Origin of the sequence: Natronincola ferrireducens, from assembly GCF_900100845.1 — a bacterium.
Taxonomy (GTDB): Bacteria; Bacillota; Clostridia; order Peptostreptococcales; family Natronincolaceae; genus Natronincola_B; species Natronincola_B ferrireducens.
On record NZ_FNFP01000001.1, the window covers coordinates 766,477 to 787,888 of the forward strand.

At 33.1% G+C, this 21,412-nt stretch carries 18 protein-coding genes; 15 read left to right on the forward strand and 3 right to left on the reverse strand.

The annotated features are described in order from the left end of the window. Nucleotides 1-145: 145 nt before the first annotated feature. The 7 genes from BLS22_RS03485 (at nt 146) to BLS22_RS03520 (ending at nt 6,762) form a co-directional block, all read left to right on the forward strand. A complete protein-coding gene (locus BLS22_RS03485; protein ID WP_090550371.1) occupies nt 146-616 on the forward strand; it encodes a hypothetical protein in 471 nt (156 codons plus the stop codon). Nucleotides 617-723: 107 nt separating this feature from the next. Further along, on the forward strand, nt 724-1,416 hold the full coding sequence (locus BLS22_RS03490; protein ID WP_176762038.1) for a response regulator transcription factor: 693 nt from the start codon (nt 724-726) through the stop codon (nt 1,414-1,416). A 2-nt stretch (nt 1,417-1,418) separates the two neighbouring features. Then, nucleotides 1,419-2,855 (forward strand): sensor histidine kinase, encoded by a 1,437-nt coding sequence (locus BLS22_RS03495; protein WP_090550373.1) that lies wholly within the window; start codon nt 1,419-1,421, stop codon nt 2,853-2,855. Nucleotides 2,856-2,949: 94 nt separating this feature from the next. Continuing rightward, nucleotides 2,950-3,201, forward strand: coding sequence for a hypothetical protein (locus BLS22_RS03500; protein ID WP_090550376.1), 252 nt, complete (start codon nt 2,950-2,952; stop codon nt 3,199-3,201). Between the two features lie 220 nt (nt 3,202-3,421). Next, entirely contained in the window at nt 3,422-3,784 is a 363-nt protein-coding gene (locus BLS22_RS03505) for a BlaI/MecI/CopY family transcriptional regulator (RefSeq protein ID WP_090550379.1), read from the forward strand. Between the two features lie 2 nt (nt 3,785-3,786). Beyond that, nucleotides 3,787-5,946 carry a M56 family metallopeptidase gene (locus BLS22_RS15345; protein ID WP_244269448.1) on the forward strand — a complete coding sequence of 720 codons (2,160 nt, stop codon included), beginning with the start codon at nt 3,787-3,789 and terminating at the stop codon, nt 5,944-5,946. Between the two features lie 366 nt (nt 5,947-6,312). After that, nucleotides 6,313-6,762, forward strand: a complete 450-nt coding sequence (locus tag BLS22_RS03520; protein WP_090550381.1) for a CBS domain-containing protein — start codon at nt 6,313-6,315, stop codon at nt 6,760-6,762. 376 nt (nt 6,763-7,138) lie between these two features. Here the strand turns inward: BLS22_RS03520 and BLS22_RS03525 are convergent, their stop codons facing one another. Further along, nucleotides 7,139-8,860, reverse strand: a complete 1,722-nt coding sequence (locus tag BLS22_RS03525; RefSeq protein WP_090550384.1) for a sigma-54 interaction domain-containing protein — start codon at nt 8,858-8,860, stop codon at nt 7,139-7,141. A 287-nt stretch (nt 8,861-9,147) separates the two neighbouring features. On the opposite strand from BLS22_RS03525, the gene BLS22_RS03530 reads away from it, so the two are divergent. The 8 genes from BLS22_RS03530 to BLS22_RS03565 all read left to right on the forward strand — a co-directional run bounded on the left by BLS22_RS03530 (nt 9,148) and on the right by BLS22_RS03565 (nt 19,018). Then, entirely contained in the window at nt 9,148-10,608 is a 1,461-nt protein-coding gene (locus BLS22_RS03530; protein ID WP_090550386.1) for an aromatic amino acid ammonia-lyase, read from the forward strand. A 14-nt stretch (nt 10,609-10,622) separates the two neighbouring features. Then, a complete protein-coding gene (locus BLS22_RS03535; protein ID WP_090550389.1) occupies nt 10,623-11,945 on the forward strand; it encodes an aromatic amino acid ammonia-lyase in 1,323 nt (440 codons plus the stop codon). A 256-nt stretch (nt 11,946-12,201) separates the two neighbouring features. Beyond that, nucleotides 12,202-13,791, forward strand: a complete 1,590-nt coding sequence (locus BLS22_RS03540; RefSeq protein WP_090550391.1) for an amidohydrolase — start codon at nt 12,202-12,204, stop codon at nt 13,789-13,791. A 485-nt stretch (nt 13,792-14,276) separates the two neighbouring features. Beyond that, nucleotides 14,277-15,095 carry a glycopeptide resistance accessory protein VanW gene (gene vanW / locus BLS22_RS03545; RefSeq protein ID WP_090550394.1) on the forward strand — a complete coding sequence of 273 codons (819 nt, stop codon included), beginning with the start codon at nt 14,277-14,279 and terminating at the stop codon, nt 15,093-15,095. Between the two features lie 13 nt (nt 15,096-15,108). Then, entirely contained in the window at nt 15,109-16,158 is a 1,050-nt protein-coding gene (gene vanG, locus BLS22_RS03550; protein WP_090550397.1) for a D-alanine--D-serine ligase VanG, read from the forward strand. 4 nt (nt 16,159-16,162) lie between these two features. Beyond that, nucleotides 16,163-16,930 carry a D-alanyl-D-alanine carboxypeptidase family protein gene (locus tag BLS22_RS03555; protein ID WP_090550399.1) on the forward strand — a complete coding sequence of 256 codons (768 nt, stop codon included), beginning with the start codon at nt 16,163-16,165 and terminating at the stop codon, nt 16,928-16,930. A gap of 57 nt (nt 16,931-16,987) precedes the next feature. After that, nucleotides 16,988-17,680 carry a response regulator transcription factor gene (locus tag BLS22_RS03560; RefSeq protein WP_090550402.1) on the forward strand — a complete coding sequence of 231 codons (693 nt, stop codon included), beginning with the start codon at nt 16,988-16,990 and terminating at the stop codon, nt 17,678-17,680. Next, complete coding sequence (locus BLS22_RS03565; RefSeq protein WP_090550404.1) at nt 17,681-19,018, forward strand: sensor histidine kinase; 1,338 nt, start codon at nt 17,681-17,683, stop codon at nt 19,016-19,018. Between the two features lie 187 nt (nt 19,019-19,205). Here BLS22_RS03565 and BLS22_RS03570 read toward each other — a convergent pair whose 3' ends face one another. Then, nucleotides 19,206-20,321: a Ger(x)C family spore germination protein gene (locus BLS22_RS03570; RefSeq protein WP_090550409.1), complete on the reverse strand. Its 1,116-nt coding sequence runs from the start codon at nt 20,319-20,321 to the stop codon at nt 19,206-19,208. After that, a complete protein-coding gene (locus tag BLS22_RS03575; RefSeq protein ID WP_090550413.1) occupies nt 20,305-21,411 on the reverse strand; it encodes a GerAB/ArcD/ProY family transporter in 1,107 nt (368 codons plus the stop codon). Before BLS22_RS03575 ends, BLS22_RS03570 begins: the two co-directional genes overlap by 17 nt. Nucleotide 21,412: the final 1 nt, after the last annotated feature.

The following is a 21,412-nucleotide window of genomic DNA, read 5'->3' on the forward strand; positions in this document are numbered from 1 at the left end:
AGAGCTCGTCAAATAATCCCCTTTTATTCTATGAACTAATAGAGATGCTATTTTAATAGATATCTTCATAATTTCTTCAAAATGTTTTTCTATAATGTAAGTAAGTTAAAAAAGTTACTTAAAAAATATAGAGGAGGAAGATACTATGAAAAAGAGATTATTACTATTAGCAGGGGTAGCAATTATTGCAGCAACATCAATAGGGGGTTATGCCTTTGCTGAGGAAACAAACTTTGTAAGACATATGAATGCTAGAAGAGGTTATTTGGCCCAAGAAGGAACAACAAAAAGAAGCTTTAGCAACCACTGCCGAAATAATGAAGATATGATTCAAACAATGAGAGAAAATGGTTTTGAGGACATGGCTATCTGGATGGAAGAAGGAGACTTTAGATCAATGGATGAGTTTATGAATAATCTATCTGAGGAAGATTATCAGAAAATGATTGATTTAATGAGAGAGAATGGCTATGGCAACAAAGCCAGAATGATGGAATCTGTTGGAAGAGAAGGTATGATTAACATGCATAACTCTATGATGGGTGGGGGAGGTGCTGGCTTTAATATGATGAGAGGAAAGGGTACTAGATTTAACATGATGGATCGTTACCAATAATCAAAATAGGGTAGATATTATAATGTCCAGTATTTTTCCATACTGGACATTATAATATTATAGGAAAAAACTTTATTGATAAATTATTTAGATATAGGAGTGGGGAAATGGATTATAGGGCTATAAATATCCTTATAGTAGAGGATGAGGAGAGTATTACAGATGTAGTTAGAGCCTATTTGAAAAAAGAAGGGTATAATGTTTTTGTTGCCTATAACGGAAGTGATGCTATGGATATATTTAATGATGAGGAAATTGATTTTATAATTTTAGATTTAATGTTACCAGACCTATCAGGAGAAGAGGTTTGCAAAAAAATCCGTGTCAAATCTAAGGTGCCAATACTTATGATGACAGCAAAGGCAGAGGAATCAGATAAAGTTTATGGTTTAGATATTGGAGCAGATGATTACATTACTAAGCCCTTTAGCCCAAAGGAGTTAATGGCTAGGGTAAGGGCTATCTTAAGAAGAACAGGTACTGAAGAGGTAAAGGCAAATATACTAGATTTTTCTAATGGAGATTTAACAATAGATTTAAGTAAGATGGAGGTAAAAAAACAAGGGGAAATCGTGGGTTTGACAGCTAAGGAGTACAGGTTGCTGAGTATATTAGTTCAAAATATAGGAAAGATATTTAGTCGTGAAGAGCTAGTAGTTAAAGTGTTAGGCTACGATTATGAGGGCTACGATAGAACTATAGATACCCATGTAAAAAACATAAGACAAAAAATTGAGGATGGTAACAATAAATATATTGTCACTGTATATGGCGTAGGGTATAAGTTTCGGGAGGGCTAAAAATGTTCAATAAATTAAGAACAAGGCTTATATTAATGACCCTAGGGGGGGCTGTTTTCTCAATTCTTTTAGTAAGTATTATTACAAACATTACTGTATTTAATAGGTTTGAGGATTATATGCAAAGGGAGCAGGAAAATAGGGTAGAGGAAGTAATCAGGATAATTGAGGAGTCCTATGCCGTCAATGGGGGATGGACGGAGGAGGCAATATATTACATTGATATTTCTTACCTTATCCATAGTTTTGACATTGAAATCAAGGATAAAGAAAATAATATCGTGTATACTCACTATATGGAGAATAATATGCTCCAGATGCATAATCAGATGATGGGTAGAATGAGACATCCCATGATGGGCAGGGGGCCTAGGGGGATAATGGGTCAAAACTTAAGGGCAGAAAACTATATTGTAGAAAGTCATGAAGCATTCTATGACAATGAAAGAATTGGAACCATAGTAATTAGGCACATAGGCCCTTTTCAAGTATCTGAAAGGGAAATAGAATTTACTAGAGGCATAAATAGATCTATACTGTATAGTGCAATTATTTCAATTATATCAGCAATTTTGCTAGGAATGTACTCTTCTAGGATTTTTTCAAAGCCAATTTTACAGATTACAAAGGCGGCTAACTATATAAGGGAGGGTAAGTTGGATACTAAGGTGGAAATACCAAATAACATAGTAGAACTCCAAGAACTTTCCAGTTCAATCAATCATTTAGCTAGCTCACTAAATAGTCAGCAGTTATTAAGAAAAAGGCTAACCTCTGATATATCCCATGAGTTAAGAACCCCCCTGACCATACTACAAAGTCATATCGAGGCCATCAGTGATGGCATATGGGAACCCACCCAAGATAAATTAGATATTTGCAAGAGTGAAGTTATTAGATTGATTAAGCTTGTAGAGGAACTAAAACACTTAACAGATATAGAAAGTCACAGGATTAATTTGCAAATTCAACAATACTCTTTATCTAAGGATTTAGAGGAGGTATTAGAAAGCTTTGCAATAAAGTTTCAAGATAAAAGAATTAAAGTTTATAGTAATATTCAGAAGGATGTTCAGATAACAGGAGATAAGGACAAAATTAAGCAGGTATTAATAAATATTTTAGCAAATGCTCTTAAGTTTACAAACTCAGGGGGAAGTGTGAAAGTAGATCTAGTAGAAGAAAAAGAGATGATAAAAATAACTATTGAAGATACAGGAATTGGTATAGATAATAATAACCTTCCCTATATATTTGAAAGATTCTATAGAAGTGATGAATCGAGAAGCAGGAAAACTGGAGGAACTGGAATAGGCCTAACCATTACAAAAACTTTGATTGAAGCCCATGGGGGTAAAATTATTGTGGAAAGCAAAAAGGGCAAAGGAAGTAAGTTTCATATAGTAGTACCTAAGCAGTATCACAGGATATCTAAGTAAACTCACGGGAATAAGTATTACCAGTATCAACAATTATCTTGTAGAAGGTTATAGCCCCGTTCATGAACAATATGGTATAAATCGACTAGGACCGTTGACACCCTTTAAAAATGAAATACTAACATTAAGATCAGAAGGTATTACCTATAAGGAGCTTACAGAAGGACTTCGTGCTAAAGGATACAAGGGAAGTGTTGCAGCCCTTAGAGTGGTAGTCTTCAAGGAGAAGAGAATTGCTAAAGATTTACTTAAACATGAAGAACCTTGGGAGTTAATTGACAAGCGAGCTACTGGACTTTATCCTCGATATAAGTTGTCGGGAATATATCAAGGGTATATTTTTTAGCAAAAACGAATCTAAAATTAGGTAGGGTTGTGGAGATAGATGTAGAAACATAACATTGGTGGCTGACCGTTAATCGGGAGATATACTCTCTTGGTTGGCGGTTTTTATATGCTTTGATTAACAATTAAAGATTTGTTTAAAAATCATCATTGACATATTAGTCTATAAGGTATAGACTAATAACATAAAGTCGATATTGTATAGACCAAGGAGGGTTATCATGAATGGATACAAACTAACAGAAAGCGAAGAAAAATTTGCAGAATTAATTTGGCAGAACGAACCTATAGGCTCTGGTGATCTGGTGAAGCTATGTGATAAAGAAATGAATTGGAAAAAGTCCACAACATATACAGTGCTAAAAAAGTTATGTGAAAAGGGTATTTTTCAAAATGTAAATGCTGTAGTTTCATCTTTAGTTACAAAGGATGAATATTACGCAAAACAAAGTATACGTTTTGTTGAAGATACCTTTGGAGGGTCCTTGCCGAAATTTTTAACAGCTTTTATTGGAGTAAAAAAATTAAGTAAATACCAAGCTGAAGAGTTGAAAAAATTAATTGATGAGCATAAGGAGGTGTAATAATGGGGGAACTATTTCTTTCTGTTTTAAATATGAGCCTTACGGCAAGCTATGTAATCCTTTTTGTGATACTTATCAGGCTGACACTCAAAAAAGCTCCCAAAGTCATCTCTTATGCCTTATGGGGTGTGGTTGCGTTTCGTCTTATAATACCATTTTCCTTTGAAAGTATGTTTAGTCTTATGCCACGGAATACCAATGCTATCCCAATCCCTAATGATATTATCTATCAGCAAAATCCCCAGATTAATAGTGGGATAGAAGTAGTAGATTCCTTTATAAGTGGTTCGCTTCCTGCACCCACTATAGGGGCAAGTGCAAATCCATTGCAGATTTATATAGAAATAGGGGCATACATCTGGATTTTAGGAATAATGGTATTACTTATTTATAGTTTAGTGTCTGTTTTACTATTAAAAAGACAGCTTAAAAGTACAGAATTAATAGAGCACAATATCTTTGAAGCTAAGAATTTACAAACACCATTTGTGCTTGGATTAATAAGACCAAAGATATATTTACCGGTTGGACTTAACGTTGAAGAAAGAAGCTATATTTTGCTACATGAACAGACCCATATCCATCGAAAAGACCATATCGTTAAGATGTTAGCTTTCCTAATATTGTCCATACACTGGTTCAATCCCCTTGTGTGGATTGGGTTTATGTTGATGAGTACGGATATGGAACTTTCCTGTGACGAAAGAGTATTGAAAGAAATGAAGGAAGATATTAAAAAACCTTATGCTAATTCGTTATTGTCGATTGCTACTGGAAGACATATCTTAAATGGAAGTCCACTTGCCTTTGGTGAGGGCAATATAAAAGGGAGAATTAAAAACGTACTGCATTATAGGAAACCCGGATTTTGGGTAGTTGCGGCTACAGTAACTTTGGTTGTAGCAGTCAGCATAGGACTTGTAGCCAATCCTATAAATACTGCAAAACTACCTGATGTTGTAGAATTTACATTAGAACCTCTTGATCGTTTTGCCTATGGAACGCTAATTTCTGAAAATAAGCATATGGATTTTAATGAGGAAAAAGTAGATGAAATTGCAGACTATTTAAAAAAGCTTAAGGTAAACAAATCGGCGGTTTCTCAAAGTCGTGATCTTGACAGGGATACCACCAATCAAGTCCATTTTGTTTTCAGAGGTCTTTATAGCGGTGATAAGCAAAATATGTATTTTAATTTTAGTAAGGATTTTACTAAAGTTTGGGTAAATAATGACGTAAAACCCAGTCTTTCCTACACTGTTAAGAAACCAGGTGAGGTTAAAGATTTTTTTCGGCGGCAGTTTGAAAGTGTTAATATGCTGGTAGAGATTGGATTCTATGTTGAAAGGAATTTGGATATCATTATGTCTTCACCGAAGAATTCTTCAAATCCGCAGGATTATATAAATGCTCATAAAAATGAATATGAAAACTTCATGAAATATGGGGGAGAAGAAGCCCTGCAATACATGCTGACCCAGTTTGAAGCTGGTAATGCCGAAGGACTACGAGGGCAAATCATGATGTTACTTTGTAAAGAGCTTTTGGGTGGCCGAAATAATGTTACCGATGAATCGATATCACCACAGGAATGGTACGATGCATTGACCATCCGTCAGGAAATTATACTTCCACATTTTGAATATGACGGTCAGGATGTAATCGAAAAGCTTGTTTATGACACAGAAGTCGAGAATAGTTCAGATTCTAAAAGAGGGGGGTTCATTGTTGTAGCTCCAAAAATTTTTGGAAGTTATGAGGAGGAAGATATCCTCAAGGTCTTTGTAACCACTTACAGTGCAAGGTATAAACTTTATGGTAATACTTTATCGGAAGAAGGAGGTAGCATTATTCCAGCAGCAATCACCTATCGGAAAGATAATAATGGCCGGTATATCCTGGAGAAATATGAGCAAGCAAGAGATGGCTCGGAATTTGGCCCATCAATCAGAAAATATTGTACAATGCCGGTATCCAAGAAGGAAATTAAAGGGCTTGCAGATAAAATCCTTAAGGATTACGGAGATTATGAGGATATCCGTATTCTTATGCATGATAACCTATTTAAGCATTTAAAGAAAAATGGTATTAAAGACGCTACCCTTACCAATTCTCAAGGTGAGGTTGAATTTTCCATGAGTGATCCAAAATACAAACCTTGAACTCCTTAATACCGTAAGAGCATAAAAGGAACAGCCGATAAACTGCTTGGGAAACAAGAATTTATGTAGCAGTTTTGGACCAAATTCGTCTATTCCTGTTGATGCAAGGGAAGGAAATAAGAAAGTCTATGGATCAAAACCTACTTTTTTGAAGTAACCTTGTGGATTCACTTCATGAAAAATTAATTGTTGAATGGACATATAATAACAATGCTATAGAAGGGAACACTTTGACTTTATTAGAGATAAAAGTTGTCCTTTTATTCAGAATTGGGCTTTGTTTTATATTTTTTATAGAGTACATAGAGGAAATACTATGTTTTAACTAGAAGTATTAATAAATATAAAAATTAGGGGGAGAGTATTATGGAACTAACAGCAAAGGATATAATGACAAAGGATGTTATAACTATAAAGGAGGATAACAGTATTTATGACGCGATAGAAACACTAATATCTCTTAACATAAATTGTTTGCCTGTTCTCAATAATGAAGGTATTTTGACAGGAATTGTAACCGAGACGGATTTGGTATATGTAGATAAAAAATTAAATGAATCATCCTATTATGCCTACTCAAAACTACATGTCCCAATTGATTCAAGGAATCTAAATAAGAATTCAAATAGATTCAAAGATCTTACAATAAAAGATGTTATGACAAAGAAACCGAGGACAGTAAAAGAAGATACATCCTTAGATAAAATAATAGATATAATTATTAATAAAGGACTCAAGACAATTCCTGTTGTAAAGGATTCCAAAGTAATTGGGATTATTACTAGAAAAAATATCCTTAAATATTACTTGAAGTAGATACTTAAGTAAGCTGAATGGATAATCCGTAGTGACAAGTTAATAGTCACAGATGTAATTAATGAAAATCATTTTCTAAATATGAATCAAAAAAAGTTTATTAAAGGAATGAGTAGAATACTATAGATAATATTCTACTCATTCCTTTGTTTGTAAGTGTCAAAGAATTGTGGCCTAGTTTATTATCTAATGTTATAATGGTCTTCCTTTCATTTCATATACCTAAAAAATCAGACCTTTAATAGAAATTGTTAACTTTTTAAGTATATAAATTTACAAGCATCTTAGCAACAGGGATATAATATCGATGCTGTCCACCTGAATATATTGTAAGCCATCTAATAAACAGATGATACTTTCATTCTTTGGTGAATATTTAAAGAGTATGGGGTTTCATGTTTTTAATCTTAAGCTTTCGCATACGGTATTGTAGATTTTGGCGAACAATACCTAGTTTTTTAGCAGTTTGAGAAATATTCCAATTACACTGCTCCAATGCATTCAATAGAACCTCTTTTTCATAATCCAAGAGAGCTTCTGCTAGACTGGAGACTTGTAAACTTTTTTGATGGACTTCTTGTAGTTCCATTAAAGAGGTTAGATGGGAAGGTAAATGATGAGGTAGAATCGTTTCCTCATAATCAATCATAGTTACTACTGATTCTATGATGTGCTCAAGCTCTCGAACATTACCGGGCCAACTATAGCTACAGAATAATTTAATTAGATCTTTGGAAGCTGAGACTATTGGCTTACCATATTTCATAGAAAAAAACTCAATAAAATAATTTGTGAGCAAATCAACATCCTCTAGACGTTCCCTTAAGGGTGGTATCTCTATTGAAATCACAGCTAAACGAAAATATAAATCCATCCTAAGTGTTGAATTACTCAGACATTCAAAAGGAGGTATGTTTGTTGAACTAACAACTCTACAGTTTAAAGCTAGCTCTTCCTTCCCACCGACCCTACGATATTGTTTTTCCTGTAGTACACGAAGTATTTTTGCCTGCAAATTTAAGGGCATAGAATTTATTTCATCTAGATATAGTGTCCCATGACCAGCCTGTTCAATCAAACCTATTGAATTCTTTGACCCAGTAAAAGAACCTTCAACAGTACCAAAAAGTAGACTTTCTAATAATGACTCTGGAATAGCTGCACAATTAATAGCCAAAAAAGGATGGTTTTTGGTGATAGGGTTTTCGTTATGAATTCCTTGGACAAATAGTTCTTTCCCTGTTCCAGTTTCACCATAAATTAATAGAGGGGACAATACTTCACCAGCTTTTCTTGCTCTCTTAATGACATCCATCATCCTAGAGCTTTTACCAATGATATTATTTAAAGTATAACGGGTATTGTTTTCTAATTTATCCATTAGCATATTTTCATAAATTGGAGAAAAACGTTTTTGAATCTTTTTGCTGTTATTTAATAGTTCTTTTATGGTTATTAGATTTCTACTAACTGAATAGGTAGAAATAATTTTACCATTTTTAATTATAGGATAGGTACTTGCTATAAGATGGATTTCCTTATTATGCATCGTATGATACTTTTGATATCTATCAATAATTGAGGTTTGTGTCTTTAGCACTGTCCTATGTTCACTGTTCTCAGGTTTTATGTTATAGACTTCTGTTATCGGTTTTCCAAGTATATTACAAGGCTCAAGCCCTTCAAAAATTTGTATTTGTTTATTATAAAATTGTATTTTTCCTTTAGTGTCAGCTATAAGTATTCCCTCATGAATGGAGTTAAGTACTGTAGAGAAACAGTAATTAGAGTCTTCTAAGTTACTGACCATAGTACAATCCTCAATACAAACGACTATGAGGTTTTTATTATTTATGATAATTGATTTCCTGTGAAACTTGAGTATTTTATTATGGTATATTATTTTTTGTGTTTCATTAGGGTTTTCGGTATCAAGCTTAAGTTGTATAAAAGAAATTACTTCCTCTAATGTATTTGTAGTAGTTTCAAATAGAAGATTTAGTTTTTTATTCATATAAGCAACTTGGTAATTCTCATCGAAAACAATTATAGCTTCTTTTACATTGTTTAATATTTCTTCTAAAAGTGACAGTAACATATTTTTTTCTCCTTAACAAATTATTATAAGCTATTAATAATTATAGCATAAATTATATGCAATGCACAAAATTTATGCAGTCTCATTGCTTTATAAAAAGGCAAAGTATGCAAAAAAAATGTGCATCCACAACAAATCATTATCGTGACGGAATACTATAATCCACTAAATTCAACAGATTATAAAACCATCAAACTTGGCACTTGTTTTGCAATATACAAAACATAGGATACAGCAAATCATTTAGATGATAGTATCTTATATTTTGTATAAAGGAGTGGTTGGCAATGGGAAAAATTTTATGCTTGAATGGAGAGAACTTAGAGTTAGAAGCTTTATTAGCCTATATTGAAGAGAATCCCTTCAAAGTTAAAATTTCAAGAACAAATCTAGAGGGTTTCCATGGAGAGTTATTAAATCCAAGGAAAGTGATATCAAATACAAAATTATTAGAAGAGACACCTGACATTATGTTAAGAACATACGCCTTATGCTATGGCAATATTTTACCCGAAGAAATAGGACGGATCAGCTTAGTTCTTTTGCTGAATGCAGGCCTTCGGTATGGAAATGATTTACGGCAAGAGTTCATAGAAAGAATTCTATACTTTATTAATCATAATATTTCTCCATGCATACATGATATGAATAAACATGAAATATCTGCTATGAGCGAACTTTCTCTTATCCTTGCAGGAGAAGAGAAAACCCTATGCTATTTTAATGGAGAGTATACTACCACAGGAGATGTATTCAAAGAGTTACAACTTGAAAAAATGTATCTTACTAGGGACGAGATTGTATTTATGGTAAACGCTTGCTGTATATCAACCGCCATATCAGTATATACCCTAAAGGAAGCGAAAAAATTGGTTAAGACTGCTGATATATGTCTATCTATGAACTTAGAAGCTATAAGGGGTGAAGTTGGTGCTTTTGACTATAGATTACATGAAATAGGACGGCCCTATAGGAATCAGATTATGTGTGCTGAGAACATAAAAAGATTGATTGAAGACAGTGAATTTACTACAGAAAAAGCTAGGCGTGCTTTTGATGGAGATAAAGGTGCTAGATGTCAAGATGCTATATGCTATAGAGCCTCACCTCAAACACACGGTGGTGTACGTGATACAATTCAGTGGCTAGAAGAAAACTTAGTCAAGGAACTGAACAATATTTCTTATACAATCAATCCAATTATAGGATACTCTCTTGATCTGATGATCATATCTTTGGTTGATCTAGGAAATATAAGTGAAAGACGGAGCTTTAGATTAAATGATTCAAATTTGTCCTATGGACTTCCTATGAATCTTGTTGGTGAAAATCCAGGCTTTAATCATGGCTTTCCAGTTATACAGGCTGCAGCCACAGCTGTATTAGCTGAACTAAAGCTTTTAGCATTGCCTAATACAGCCTGCACAAGTATTTTTAGCAACAGAAATAAATATTTTTGTACTACATATCCTTCTGCTTTAAAATCTTTAGAGGTAATATCCCTTTTAACAAAAGTATTAGCTATAGAAATGTTTATGTCAGCTCAGGCCATGGATTTAGCAAAGGACAAACTAATAGACTATAGTTTTGGAAAAGGAACAGTGGTTGCGTTAAGTGAATTTAGAAAATACGTAAAAATAGTAAGAGAGAATAGATTTGCTGCACCTGATATGGTGGAGTCCGATAGATTAGTCAAAGAAGGTGTAATTTTATCTGCAGTTGAAAAAAGTATTGGTCATTTAAAGTAAGGGGGAAGATATTGATGGAGAAAAGAAAGTATTATATAGATGGTTATAGTTTAACAATAGATGATATTATATCTGCTATAAAAGGAAAGTATGCTTCTGTACACATAGCACAGAAAGCTATTGAAAGATGTAAAGATAGTAGGAGACAAATAGATAAATGGCTAGAGAAGGATGCTCCTGTTATTTATGGAGTAAATACAGGCTTAGGAAACTTAAAAGATACAATTTTATCACTTGAAGACCATATAAAATGGAATAAAACAATACCCTACCCTCATGCGGTAGGTATGGGAGGGCCAATTGACCCAGATATAACAAGAGCTGCCCTTCTCATTAGAGCAAATGTTCTATGCAGAGGCTATTCCGCTGTGCGACCTAAATTAATTCAGAGAATGTTAGATATATTTAATGCAGGCATTTCTCCAGTAGTATTAGAATTAGGCTCTACTGGTTTAAGTGATCTTGGTCCCCTTGCTCAATGCACAATGGTTGTAGCTGGTTTAGAGGAAGCAGAAGCTTTCTACAAAGGTAGAAGAGATAAAGTACAAACTATTTTCCAAGATGCAGGATTAGAACCAACCTTTGATTTAGAATGTAAGGAAGTCTTATCACAAATGAATGGGTCAACTATGACACAATCCATAGCTATATTTGCCTTTGATAGGATTAAAAAGCTAACAAAAATCCACAAACAAATCGAGGGCTTAATGGATTCTGATAAGAATGAATCTTGCTATTTAAATGATAAAGTCTACTTAGCAATAGAAGATTCACTTAAATTTGTATCGAGTATTATTAACTTTGAGAACAATATAAGCTGTGATAATCCCCTTGTTTTTAAAGAAGAACAAGGAGACTATACTCCAGTCATGGGATGCAATTGCAGTAATACACAGGTTGGATATGTGCTTGATTTACTAAACATTCTTATTGCTGATGCATCGAATATTCTATACCAACAGCTATGTCAAAAGGAAGAATTACATCCTTTTATGAGGGGGTTGAAAAATACAGCTTTGCAAATATTAATGAAATTGCGAACCCTTAGCATACCTGCTAGCGCAGACTCTATACCAACCAAAGGAAATCAAGAGGATCATGTTGAATTTAGTTATGGTGCAGCCAGAAAAGCTATGAAGGGGGTTCAATTATTTAAAACCCTGATAGCCTGTAAAATATATGGAATTCTCTTGATCACACCTCCAGGAATCCAAAAAGAAATAATAAAGAAAATCTCGTTGGACAACTCCTTTAACCTAGATATAATCAAGGAAAATGATTTGGTCAGTGAAAATTTAGAAATGATAGAACAGTGGATTGAAGAATATATTTTTTAAGGTTCAATCAGTAAAGAGAATATAAAGCATCTTTGAAAAGAAGTGTTAGGCAAAGAATCTCCGCTAGAGCTGTAGGACTTTGCCTATTTTAATCCTTTAAACCTATTGGGAAATTCATCATACTTTAAATTTACACAACGCAACTCTATTAGTATAAAAGGTGAAAAGTATAAAAAAATTTAATAGGTATAAAATATTATTTATAATTTATTAATCCTGTTTATGCAAAAATCTGAATAAATGATAGAGGTATACCATGCGAAAATTATATTATAATGGAACAATTCTTACCATGGAAAATGAATTGCCTGTTGTCGATGCACTTGTTATTTGTGATGGGAAAATTGAATTTGTAGGAACCTATGAGGATGTAAACAATAGGGGAGATATTTCTGAAGAAATTAATCTCAAGGGTAATACAATGTTACCTGCATTTATTGATGCACATAGCCATTTTTCAGCAGTGGCAAATTCATTTTTACAGGTATCATTGAATGAAAGTACTAGCTTTCATGAGATTTCCAGTAGAATACGTAATTTCATTGATGCCCATGATGTTAAGCCTGGAGAGTGGATTAACGCAAAGGGCTATGATCATAATTTACTGATAGAAAAGCGACATCCAGACAGGTTTTTTTTGGATACATGCTGTCCAGAAAACCCCCTTGTATTACAGCATGCCTCAGGTCATGTAGGTGTATTTAATTCTACAGGTCTAAGTGTCCTTGGGGTAACAGTACAAACAACGGTTCCCTATGGTGGTTTTATCGAGATTAAAGATGGCGAACTAACTGGATATATGGAGGAAAATGCCTTTCTTGAGTATCTTAGAAAGGTGCCAATGCCTGATATGTCGGTGTTAATGGATGCTTATTGTAAAGCACAACAGCTTTATGCTTCCTATGGCATTACTACAATTCAGGAGGGTTTTGCCGTGAAAGAGATGATACCATTTTATCAATATCTTTTGGAACACAATAGGCTGACGCTGGATGTTGTTGCATATATGGATATGAAGGATGATAAACATTTTTTTGATTATTTTCCTAATTGTATAAAACAATATTGTAATGGATTTAAATTAGGAGGATATAAAATATTTCTTGATGGTTCTCCACAGGGACGTACAGCTTGGGTGAGGGTACCATATGAATATGAAAACGATGACGATGATTATTGCGGCTATGGGACAATGACAGATGAAAAGGTTGTTGATGCAATCAAATTAGCTGGTGATAAGGGTTTACAGATATTGGCACATTGTAATGGGGATGCTGCTATTCAACAGTATCTCCATGCTATAAAAAAAGTTACTAGAGATATGGATATCCAGTCTATTCGACCTGTTATAATCCATGCCCAACTAATTGGTATCGATCAACTTGACTTAGTAAAACAGTTGGAATTAATTCCGTCTTTTTTCATAGGTCATGTTTTTCATTGGGGGGATATACATGTATTAAATTTAGGAATTGATCGTGCTGCCCACATTAGCCCAGCAGGATCAGCACTTGAAAAGGACATCACTTTTACCTTTCACCAGGATGCTCCAGTTATTGAACCCAATATGCTAGAAACAATTTGGTGTGCAGTTAATAGAATTACCAAGAGTGGAAAGAAGCTAGGAGAAAATGAAGGGATTGATGTATTAGATGCTTTAAAAGCAGTTACGATTAATGCAGCATACCAGTATTTTGAAGAAGATATCAAAGGTAGTATTAAGGTTGGAAAGAATGGGGATTTTGTCATACTTGATAAAAATCCTCTTACGGTGGACAAAATGGAGATTTCAAACATTTTGGTTCTTGAAACAATTAAAGAGGGAAAGACTATATTTGTGAGATAAAAAGCAATGGCACATAATCTGTGGTGGAACTACTACCTTAAAGAAATAAAGAGTTCCTTTCTGACAAGAATTAATAAATAATTCCATGTTGGAAAGGAGTTTTTTTAAAACCAATAGGAAATTATATACAATACTATCCTGTGGATAAATATAATTTCCGTTAGTTGTTTCAAAAAAGTCTACCAATAAATCTTCCAAAGAAAGACTTTTTTATAGGGGTTCAAGGGAACGGCAGACTGCACCTAATCAAAAGAATCGTCCCCCAGATTGACCTCCCTGAGATTGAAAATAGCATAGCAATTTTTATTCCCCTAAACCAATAGGTTTAGGGGATTTTCTATTAGAGGAGGAAGAAAGCGTCTAGGTCTCCAAATATACGGATTCTATAAAATCTTTGACAAGTCTTAGATTTTATAGAACCTAAATAATTGAGTTTATTGTATACAATATAAACTACAATAACAAATAAGTTTGAGGAGGCTGTTATGCAGAAGAAAAGAGTAACAGAAAGATTTCCATTTCTATTACCTATAAGAAAATTTCAAAGAAAGATATTTTTTTATGCTCAGATGAAAACCGATTCCAACAAATATGCAAGAAAAATTTCCAAGGACCTTTTAGAGCATAAGGTTTTTTTAGGGAAATCAAAGCTAATTAATTCAGAAAGTGGTTATGACATCAAGTATCAAATAAATAAAATTCATAATCTCAAGCTAGTTGCAAACACAATGAATAAAGTAATAATAGAGCCTAATGAAACCTTTTCTTTTTGGATGCTGGCGAAGGATGCAGAAAGTGGTGAAAAGTATAAAAAAGCATTGGTGATGGTTAACAATCAAATTGTTCCTCTTGAAGGTGGAGGCCTATGTCAAATGAGCAATCTACTATTTTGGTTATTTATTCATACACCACTTACTATAGTAGAGCGGCATCCCCATTCAGCGGAAACAATGCCACTTCCAAAGGGTGATATTCCTGAAGGAGTTGATGCAACAATTGCTGAAGGGTGGTTAGATTTAAAGGTGAAAAATGAAACCCAAGAAAGCTTTCAGCTTTTTATTGAGTTCGATGATGAATTTATGTATGGAACGATTCTAAGTAATAGCTTTCAAGAAGTTATATATACTGTGAAAAGTGAAAATGTGAAATACACTAGAGAGAATGAAAAAATATATAGATATAATCAAATATACAAGGAAGGTTATAGCTTTTTTAAGAAAAACTTGGTTTCTAGAGAGCTAATTTTAGACAATAAGTATGAAATTAAATATGACATAGAATCTGAAATAGGAGTTATTAAATAAGGAGGCAGTATCAATGGAAAAGAAGGTTGTAGCAGTAATTTTTGGAGGAGAATCCTCTGAATATGAGGTATCGTTGAAATCCGCAAGCTCTGTAATCGAGAACTTAGATATAGAAAAATATAATGTTATAAAAATAGGTATTACACGCGAAGGCAGATGGTTTAGGTATAGTGGGGATTTAGATAAGATAAAGAATAATACTTGGTTTTTAGATAATAGTTGTACTAAGGTTATGATTTCTCCAAGCAAGGGGGATAGAGAAATTATTGAGATAAAAAATGGAATGTTGATACCCACTAAAATAGATATTGTATTTCCAGTCCTTCATGGTAAAAATGGAGAAGATGGAACAATTCAAGGATTGTTTGAGATATCAGGAATACCGTATGTTGGTTGTAATGTGGCTACAAGCTCTGTTTGTATGGACAAGGACTATGCCCATAAAATCGTTGATTATGCAGGTTTTGACGTTCCCAAAAGCTTAGCTATTAGCCGTCAAACAAATGAAACAGAAATAGAAGCCTTTGTAGAAAGGGTGAACTATCCAATTTATGTAAAGCCTGCCCAGGAGGGTTCTTCTATAGGAATAACAAAAGCAAATAATAAACATGAACTATTTCAAGGAATAGATGAGGCATTGCAATTTGATAATAAGGTTGTGCTAGAGGAAAATATTAATGGTTTTGAGGTTGGATGTGCTATTATAGGGGATGATGACCTAATAGTTGGAACAGTAGATGAAATTGAGACACCTAGTGGATTCTTTGATTTTAAAGAAAAATACACATTAGAATACTCAAAGATCCATTTGCCTGCAAGAATTGATAATGAACTATGTGAAAAAATTAAGGCAACAGCAAAAGGTATATATAAAGTATTAGGATGTACCGGACTATCGAGGGTAGATTTATTTGTGGACGAAAAAAATAGAATCATATTTAATGAAGTAAATACCCTTCCAGGCTTTACTACGGGAAGTCGATTCCCTAATATGTTGCTGCATTCAGGAATAGAGTATAGATATATCTTGGACATGTTAATTGAGCTAGGAATAAAGAGGTAACAACATGAAAACAATAGTATTAAAAAACGAAGATATTTATAGGGGGAATTTAATATTAATAAATAAAAAATATTCAATCAAATTGAATGAGGGGGAAATTAAGAAAAATCTAGTTACTGTTGATTATAAATATAAAAATCACTTAATAAACAAGTATACGGCTAAAGCACTTAGACATACTTTAAATAAAATTAATTCCAAAGATAGCATCCTGCCGGTTAGTGGATTTCGGTCACATCAAGAACAGTTACAGCTATATGAAACTTCCATTAGAGATAATGGCATTGAATTTACACAAAAATTTGTAGCTAAACCTGGTGCCAGTGAACATCAAAGTGGTATGGCAATTGACTTAGGGCAAAACAAAGAAAATATAGACTATATTTGTCCTGACTTCCCATACTATGGTATATTTAATAAATTTAGAGAAGAAGCGAAAAGATGGGGATTTATAGAAAGATATAAGCAAGGAAAAGAATCGGTAACAGGAATTTCAAAAGAACCCTGGCATTTTCGTTATGTAGGCTATCCACATAGTGCTATAATAGAAGAAAAAGGCTTTGTCCTTGAAGAATACCACGATTTTATAAGAAATTATACCTCATGTGACAATAGCTACCAATATCAGTGTGGAAATAGTAGGATAAAACTGTTTTTTGTAAAATCAACTGCTGATGTACAGACACTTCAGATTGAAGACGAATATAAAAGTGAAGTGTCTGGAAACAATTATGATGGATTTATTATAACTTTATTTAAAGAACTACAATAAGAAAATAGGAAATATTAAGCTTGATTACTTATACAAAATAGACAAAGGGGATAAATTATGGGTTACAATATTTTAGTTTGTGATGACGAAAAGGACATCGTTAGCGCTATAGAGATATATCTTAAAAGCGAAGGCTATAATGTGATTTGTGCCTATGATGGTATGCAGGCTTTAGAAGCACTTGAACATAATGATATTCATCTGATTATTATTGATGTGATGATGCCAAAACTAGATGGGATAGAAGCAACTTCGAGAATAAGAATGAAGCATAATATTCCAATAATAATTCTTAGTGCTAAAAGTGAATATACAGATAAGGCTATCGGGCTAAATGTTGGGGCTGATGATTACATTACAAAGCCATTTAATGCAATAGAGCTTTTGGCTAGAGTAAAATCAACCCTTAGAAGGTTTACAGCCCTTGGTAGCATGGAAAAGGAAGAAGATGTTTTTTCTATAGGAAGAATAACCCTTAATGATCGAACAAAGCAGGTAAGTGCTGATAACAATATCGTTAATCTTACTCCTAACGAATATGGAATATTAAGACTGCTAATGAAAAATAAAGGGAGAGTCTTTTCCTCAAATGAAATCTATGAGCAGGTTTGGGATCAACCTGCTTATCATGTAAAGAAAGTAATATCTGTTCATATTAGTCATCTTCGAGAAAAGTTAGAAATCAATCCTAAAGAGCCGGATTATATAAAATCTGTCTATGGTATGGGGTATAAGATTGTGGGGGATTAGATGTATAAAAACATCATGAAGAGGATTAAAGTAAAATACATCTTAGAGAATATCTATCTTGAAATGTTGTTTTTATATATGTCGCTAATCTTTGTTATAGGTATTCCATTATTAAGAGAAATGACAATAGCAATAGCAAGATTAGCGATAGTACGTGTCTTAGTTAGAGCCTTATTTAGAGTTGAATATATTATCAAGTTTATACTTTTTGAGGAATTAATAGATATACTTAGCTTAGTTAGCATACTAACTCTTATTTTTATTTTTATAATCATTGTAATTATAAGAATAAGAAGGGGAATATTTCTTAAAACCTTATTATTATATAGTCTATTTAAAAATTATAATAATGATTTCAAAGTATATACAGGTATAGCTCTTCCAATTATTTTAGCTATAAGTTACTTTATGAATTACCTATTTAGTTATAGACTTACCCGTGGAGATACAACAAGGGTACTTATAATGCTTATAGTAACAATGGGATTACTAAATTATGCACAACAGGTCAGTATAATCATTGGCAATATCAAAAACATTCATGATGATAAAAAAAACTATATGGACACTGGATGTCCTGCGGAATTCACCCTAGAAGCGATGAAAATGTTGGACAATATAGATCAGAATATCCAAAGTGCTATCGAGAAAGAGCTAAAATCCGAAAGACTAAAGACTGAGCTTATTACCAATGTTTCCCATGATATTAAGACGCCACTAACTTCTATCATAAATTATACAAACCTATTGAAAGATCATGACTTTAAAGATGATACTATTTTAAGCTATATCAATTCTTTAGACAGAAACTCTCAAAGATTGAAGCTGCTGATTACAGATATAGTTGAGGCTTCTAAAACAGAAACAGGTAATATCAACTTATATCTAGAAAAATTAGAGTTAAATGAGCTGATATCACAGATTTATGGAGGGTTTGACAGGATATTTCATGAAAAAAATATTTCTTTTATATTTAATCCAAAGGATGATATTTTTGTCTTTGCAGATGGTAATTATTTAGGAAGAGTACTTGAAAATATTATCGGGAATGCAAGTAAATATACCTTAGAAAACACAAGGATTTACTGCACAGTAAAAGAAGAATCGGAGTTTGTTTCATTTACTCTTAAAAATGTATCTAAGGACGAACTTAATATCGATGTAGATGAACTAATGGAACAATTTATAAGAGGAGAAAAATCCAGGCATACTGAAGGGAGTGGTCTTGGACTATATATCACAAGAAATCTTATGAGGTTGATGAATGGAGATTTGTTACTAGGAATAAACGGCGACTTATTTAAGGCAAAGTTATTAATACCAAGATTAGATAAATAAACTAATGAAAAGGTCGAAGCACAGGGAAGGGAAGCAATAACCCCATTCCCTCACTTCATTAAGGAAATAAAGGGTTCCTTTCCGACAAGAATTAATAAATAATTCCATGTTGGAAAGGGGCTTTTATTTTCACGTAAGCACGGATTGGTTTATACTATCTGGACTCTTATAATGCTAGAGTTATCTACTATTGTACTGTACCCACCATTTGAATTCCCACATCGGCTTCAATATTAATAATAGCCTGTGAAAATTGTTTATTCCAGTTATCAGCATCAAAATACTCTGGGTGATTTACCCTTACATATCGGCCATATCCAATATTATCACTTTCATATTGATTTTGTAACTTAACAATTAGTTCTTCACAGATAGCTTCTAAATGAAGATTTGCAGCCTTTTGCATATCTTCGATAACCTTTTTATCATAAACTGGTTCTGGGGAAGTGAATTCAGAAAGATGGGTAACTAGAGAAATTTGGTGATGAATATGTAATTGAGAATCTTTGATTTCTGTTTTAATGTTACTTTTTCCCCTCAGAATTCTTAGGGCTAACTCTGGATTTTCATTTGTATCCTCTGATGGATAGGGCAAGGTCATAAAACCCCCTTGTACTTCTCCGGTTAGCACCATGAAGGAAAAACCTTCAATTTCTTCAAGCTTGCCTATCATTTTATTACCTTTAAATAAAGCAATACTATTAATGAGAAATTCATCAGGCTTGCTTCCATACCTTATAAAGGGTATCACAGGCTCTATGCCATCGGTTTTGAAAGCATTATTAAATCTTCGCATGGTTGTAAGTGGGATTGTTGACATGTAATGACTTTCCCTTAACAAATCATTTACATATAGGGTTACTAGAGGACTAGTTGGAGGCTGTATTGTCATTAAATCAACAACTTTATCTTCAACTACTAGGAGCCTAATTGTACCTTTGCCTTCTGGATCCCTTAGTAGGGAATCTATATGTCTTATAACACCTTGTCTAGCTACTTCTTCACTAATAAAAAACACCTTTGTATTTGCATAAGTAATGCGTCTAGATGCCTTATTTTGGATATTATCCTGAGCATTTCTAAGGGAAGTACCCTCACCAGAAATTTCTATTTTAGGGCTTTTAGCATCTGAATGGATAGTTGGAGCTGCTACAGTAATTAAATATTTTGATGGATTTTCCTGGCTGATATCTACTCCAATACCATAAACCAAATACAAGTCATCTAATTGTCTTACATCCCAGCAGGAGGATAAAAGCAAGCATATGAGTATAAGTGATAGTATTTTACATGTCTTTTTCATAATTAACCCTCTTTCTCTTTACTATATACATAAATAGAAGTAAGACAGGAAGTATAATTCCAAATCCAATATTGATATTTCCCATTACTCCACTAAATTCCATAACCTCCATAGAGTTTTGAGGAATTAAAGAAATAACAAATACTATTGGTGATAAGATGTATACAAACTTACTTATTTGTTTTGTTTTTAATATAGACTTGAAGGCTATACACCCGGCTATATACTGGATAGTCAGGGTACCTAGCACTGCAAAAATCCAAAAAAATGTAAAGAAAATTTCAATTCGTACAATAATAGGAAATTCTAAAACGTCAAGATAGTTGATGGAAGGATATAAAATACCAACTATTTCTTGGTAGCCAAATAGTGCAATTTGACTGGCTACAATACTGGTATATAATATTGTAACAAAGGCAATAGATAACACGGAGTACCTTAAGTTATTTTTATTCTTATTAGATATGTAGGGATATATAAGAAAGAGCACTTCATAACCTGCAAAGGCGTAAAAAGCTGGAGGTACGCCTTTAATGATATTGATAAAACCACTTCCTCCTACAGGCCTTAAGTTTAATATAGAGGCTTCTGAAAGAGAAGGAAAAATTAATAATACAAATGGAATAATTGAAAAAACAACAATTTCATTAAAACGTCCTACAAAGGTTAGTCCATCCTTTGTAATATACACAAGGGTAGATACAATAACAAAAGAAATCACAATCATTGGTGTTCTAGGTAAAAACCATGTATTAACCATCTCACATGTAATTCTAATGACTAAAGCAGTAGTTAAAATTGCATATACCCCATAAAGAAAAACAATAAGATAAGCTATAGGTTTAGTTAATAAAATAGAAGCATATTTTAAAAATGTATGTTTTGGAAATTTATTGGATAACAAAATGATTATTCCCGTCATAAAGCAAATGACTATTCCATTAAGAATAATAGAAATCCAAGCATCCTGCTTAGATATCATTGCAACAGATCGAGCAAGACCTAAGACTCCAGTCCCAATCATAATACTGATAATCATGATATAGCTTTGACCTGATGATATTTCTCCAGTTTCATATTTTTTAATCATA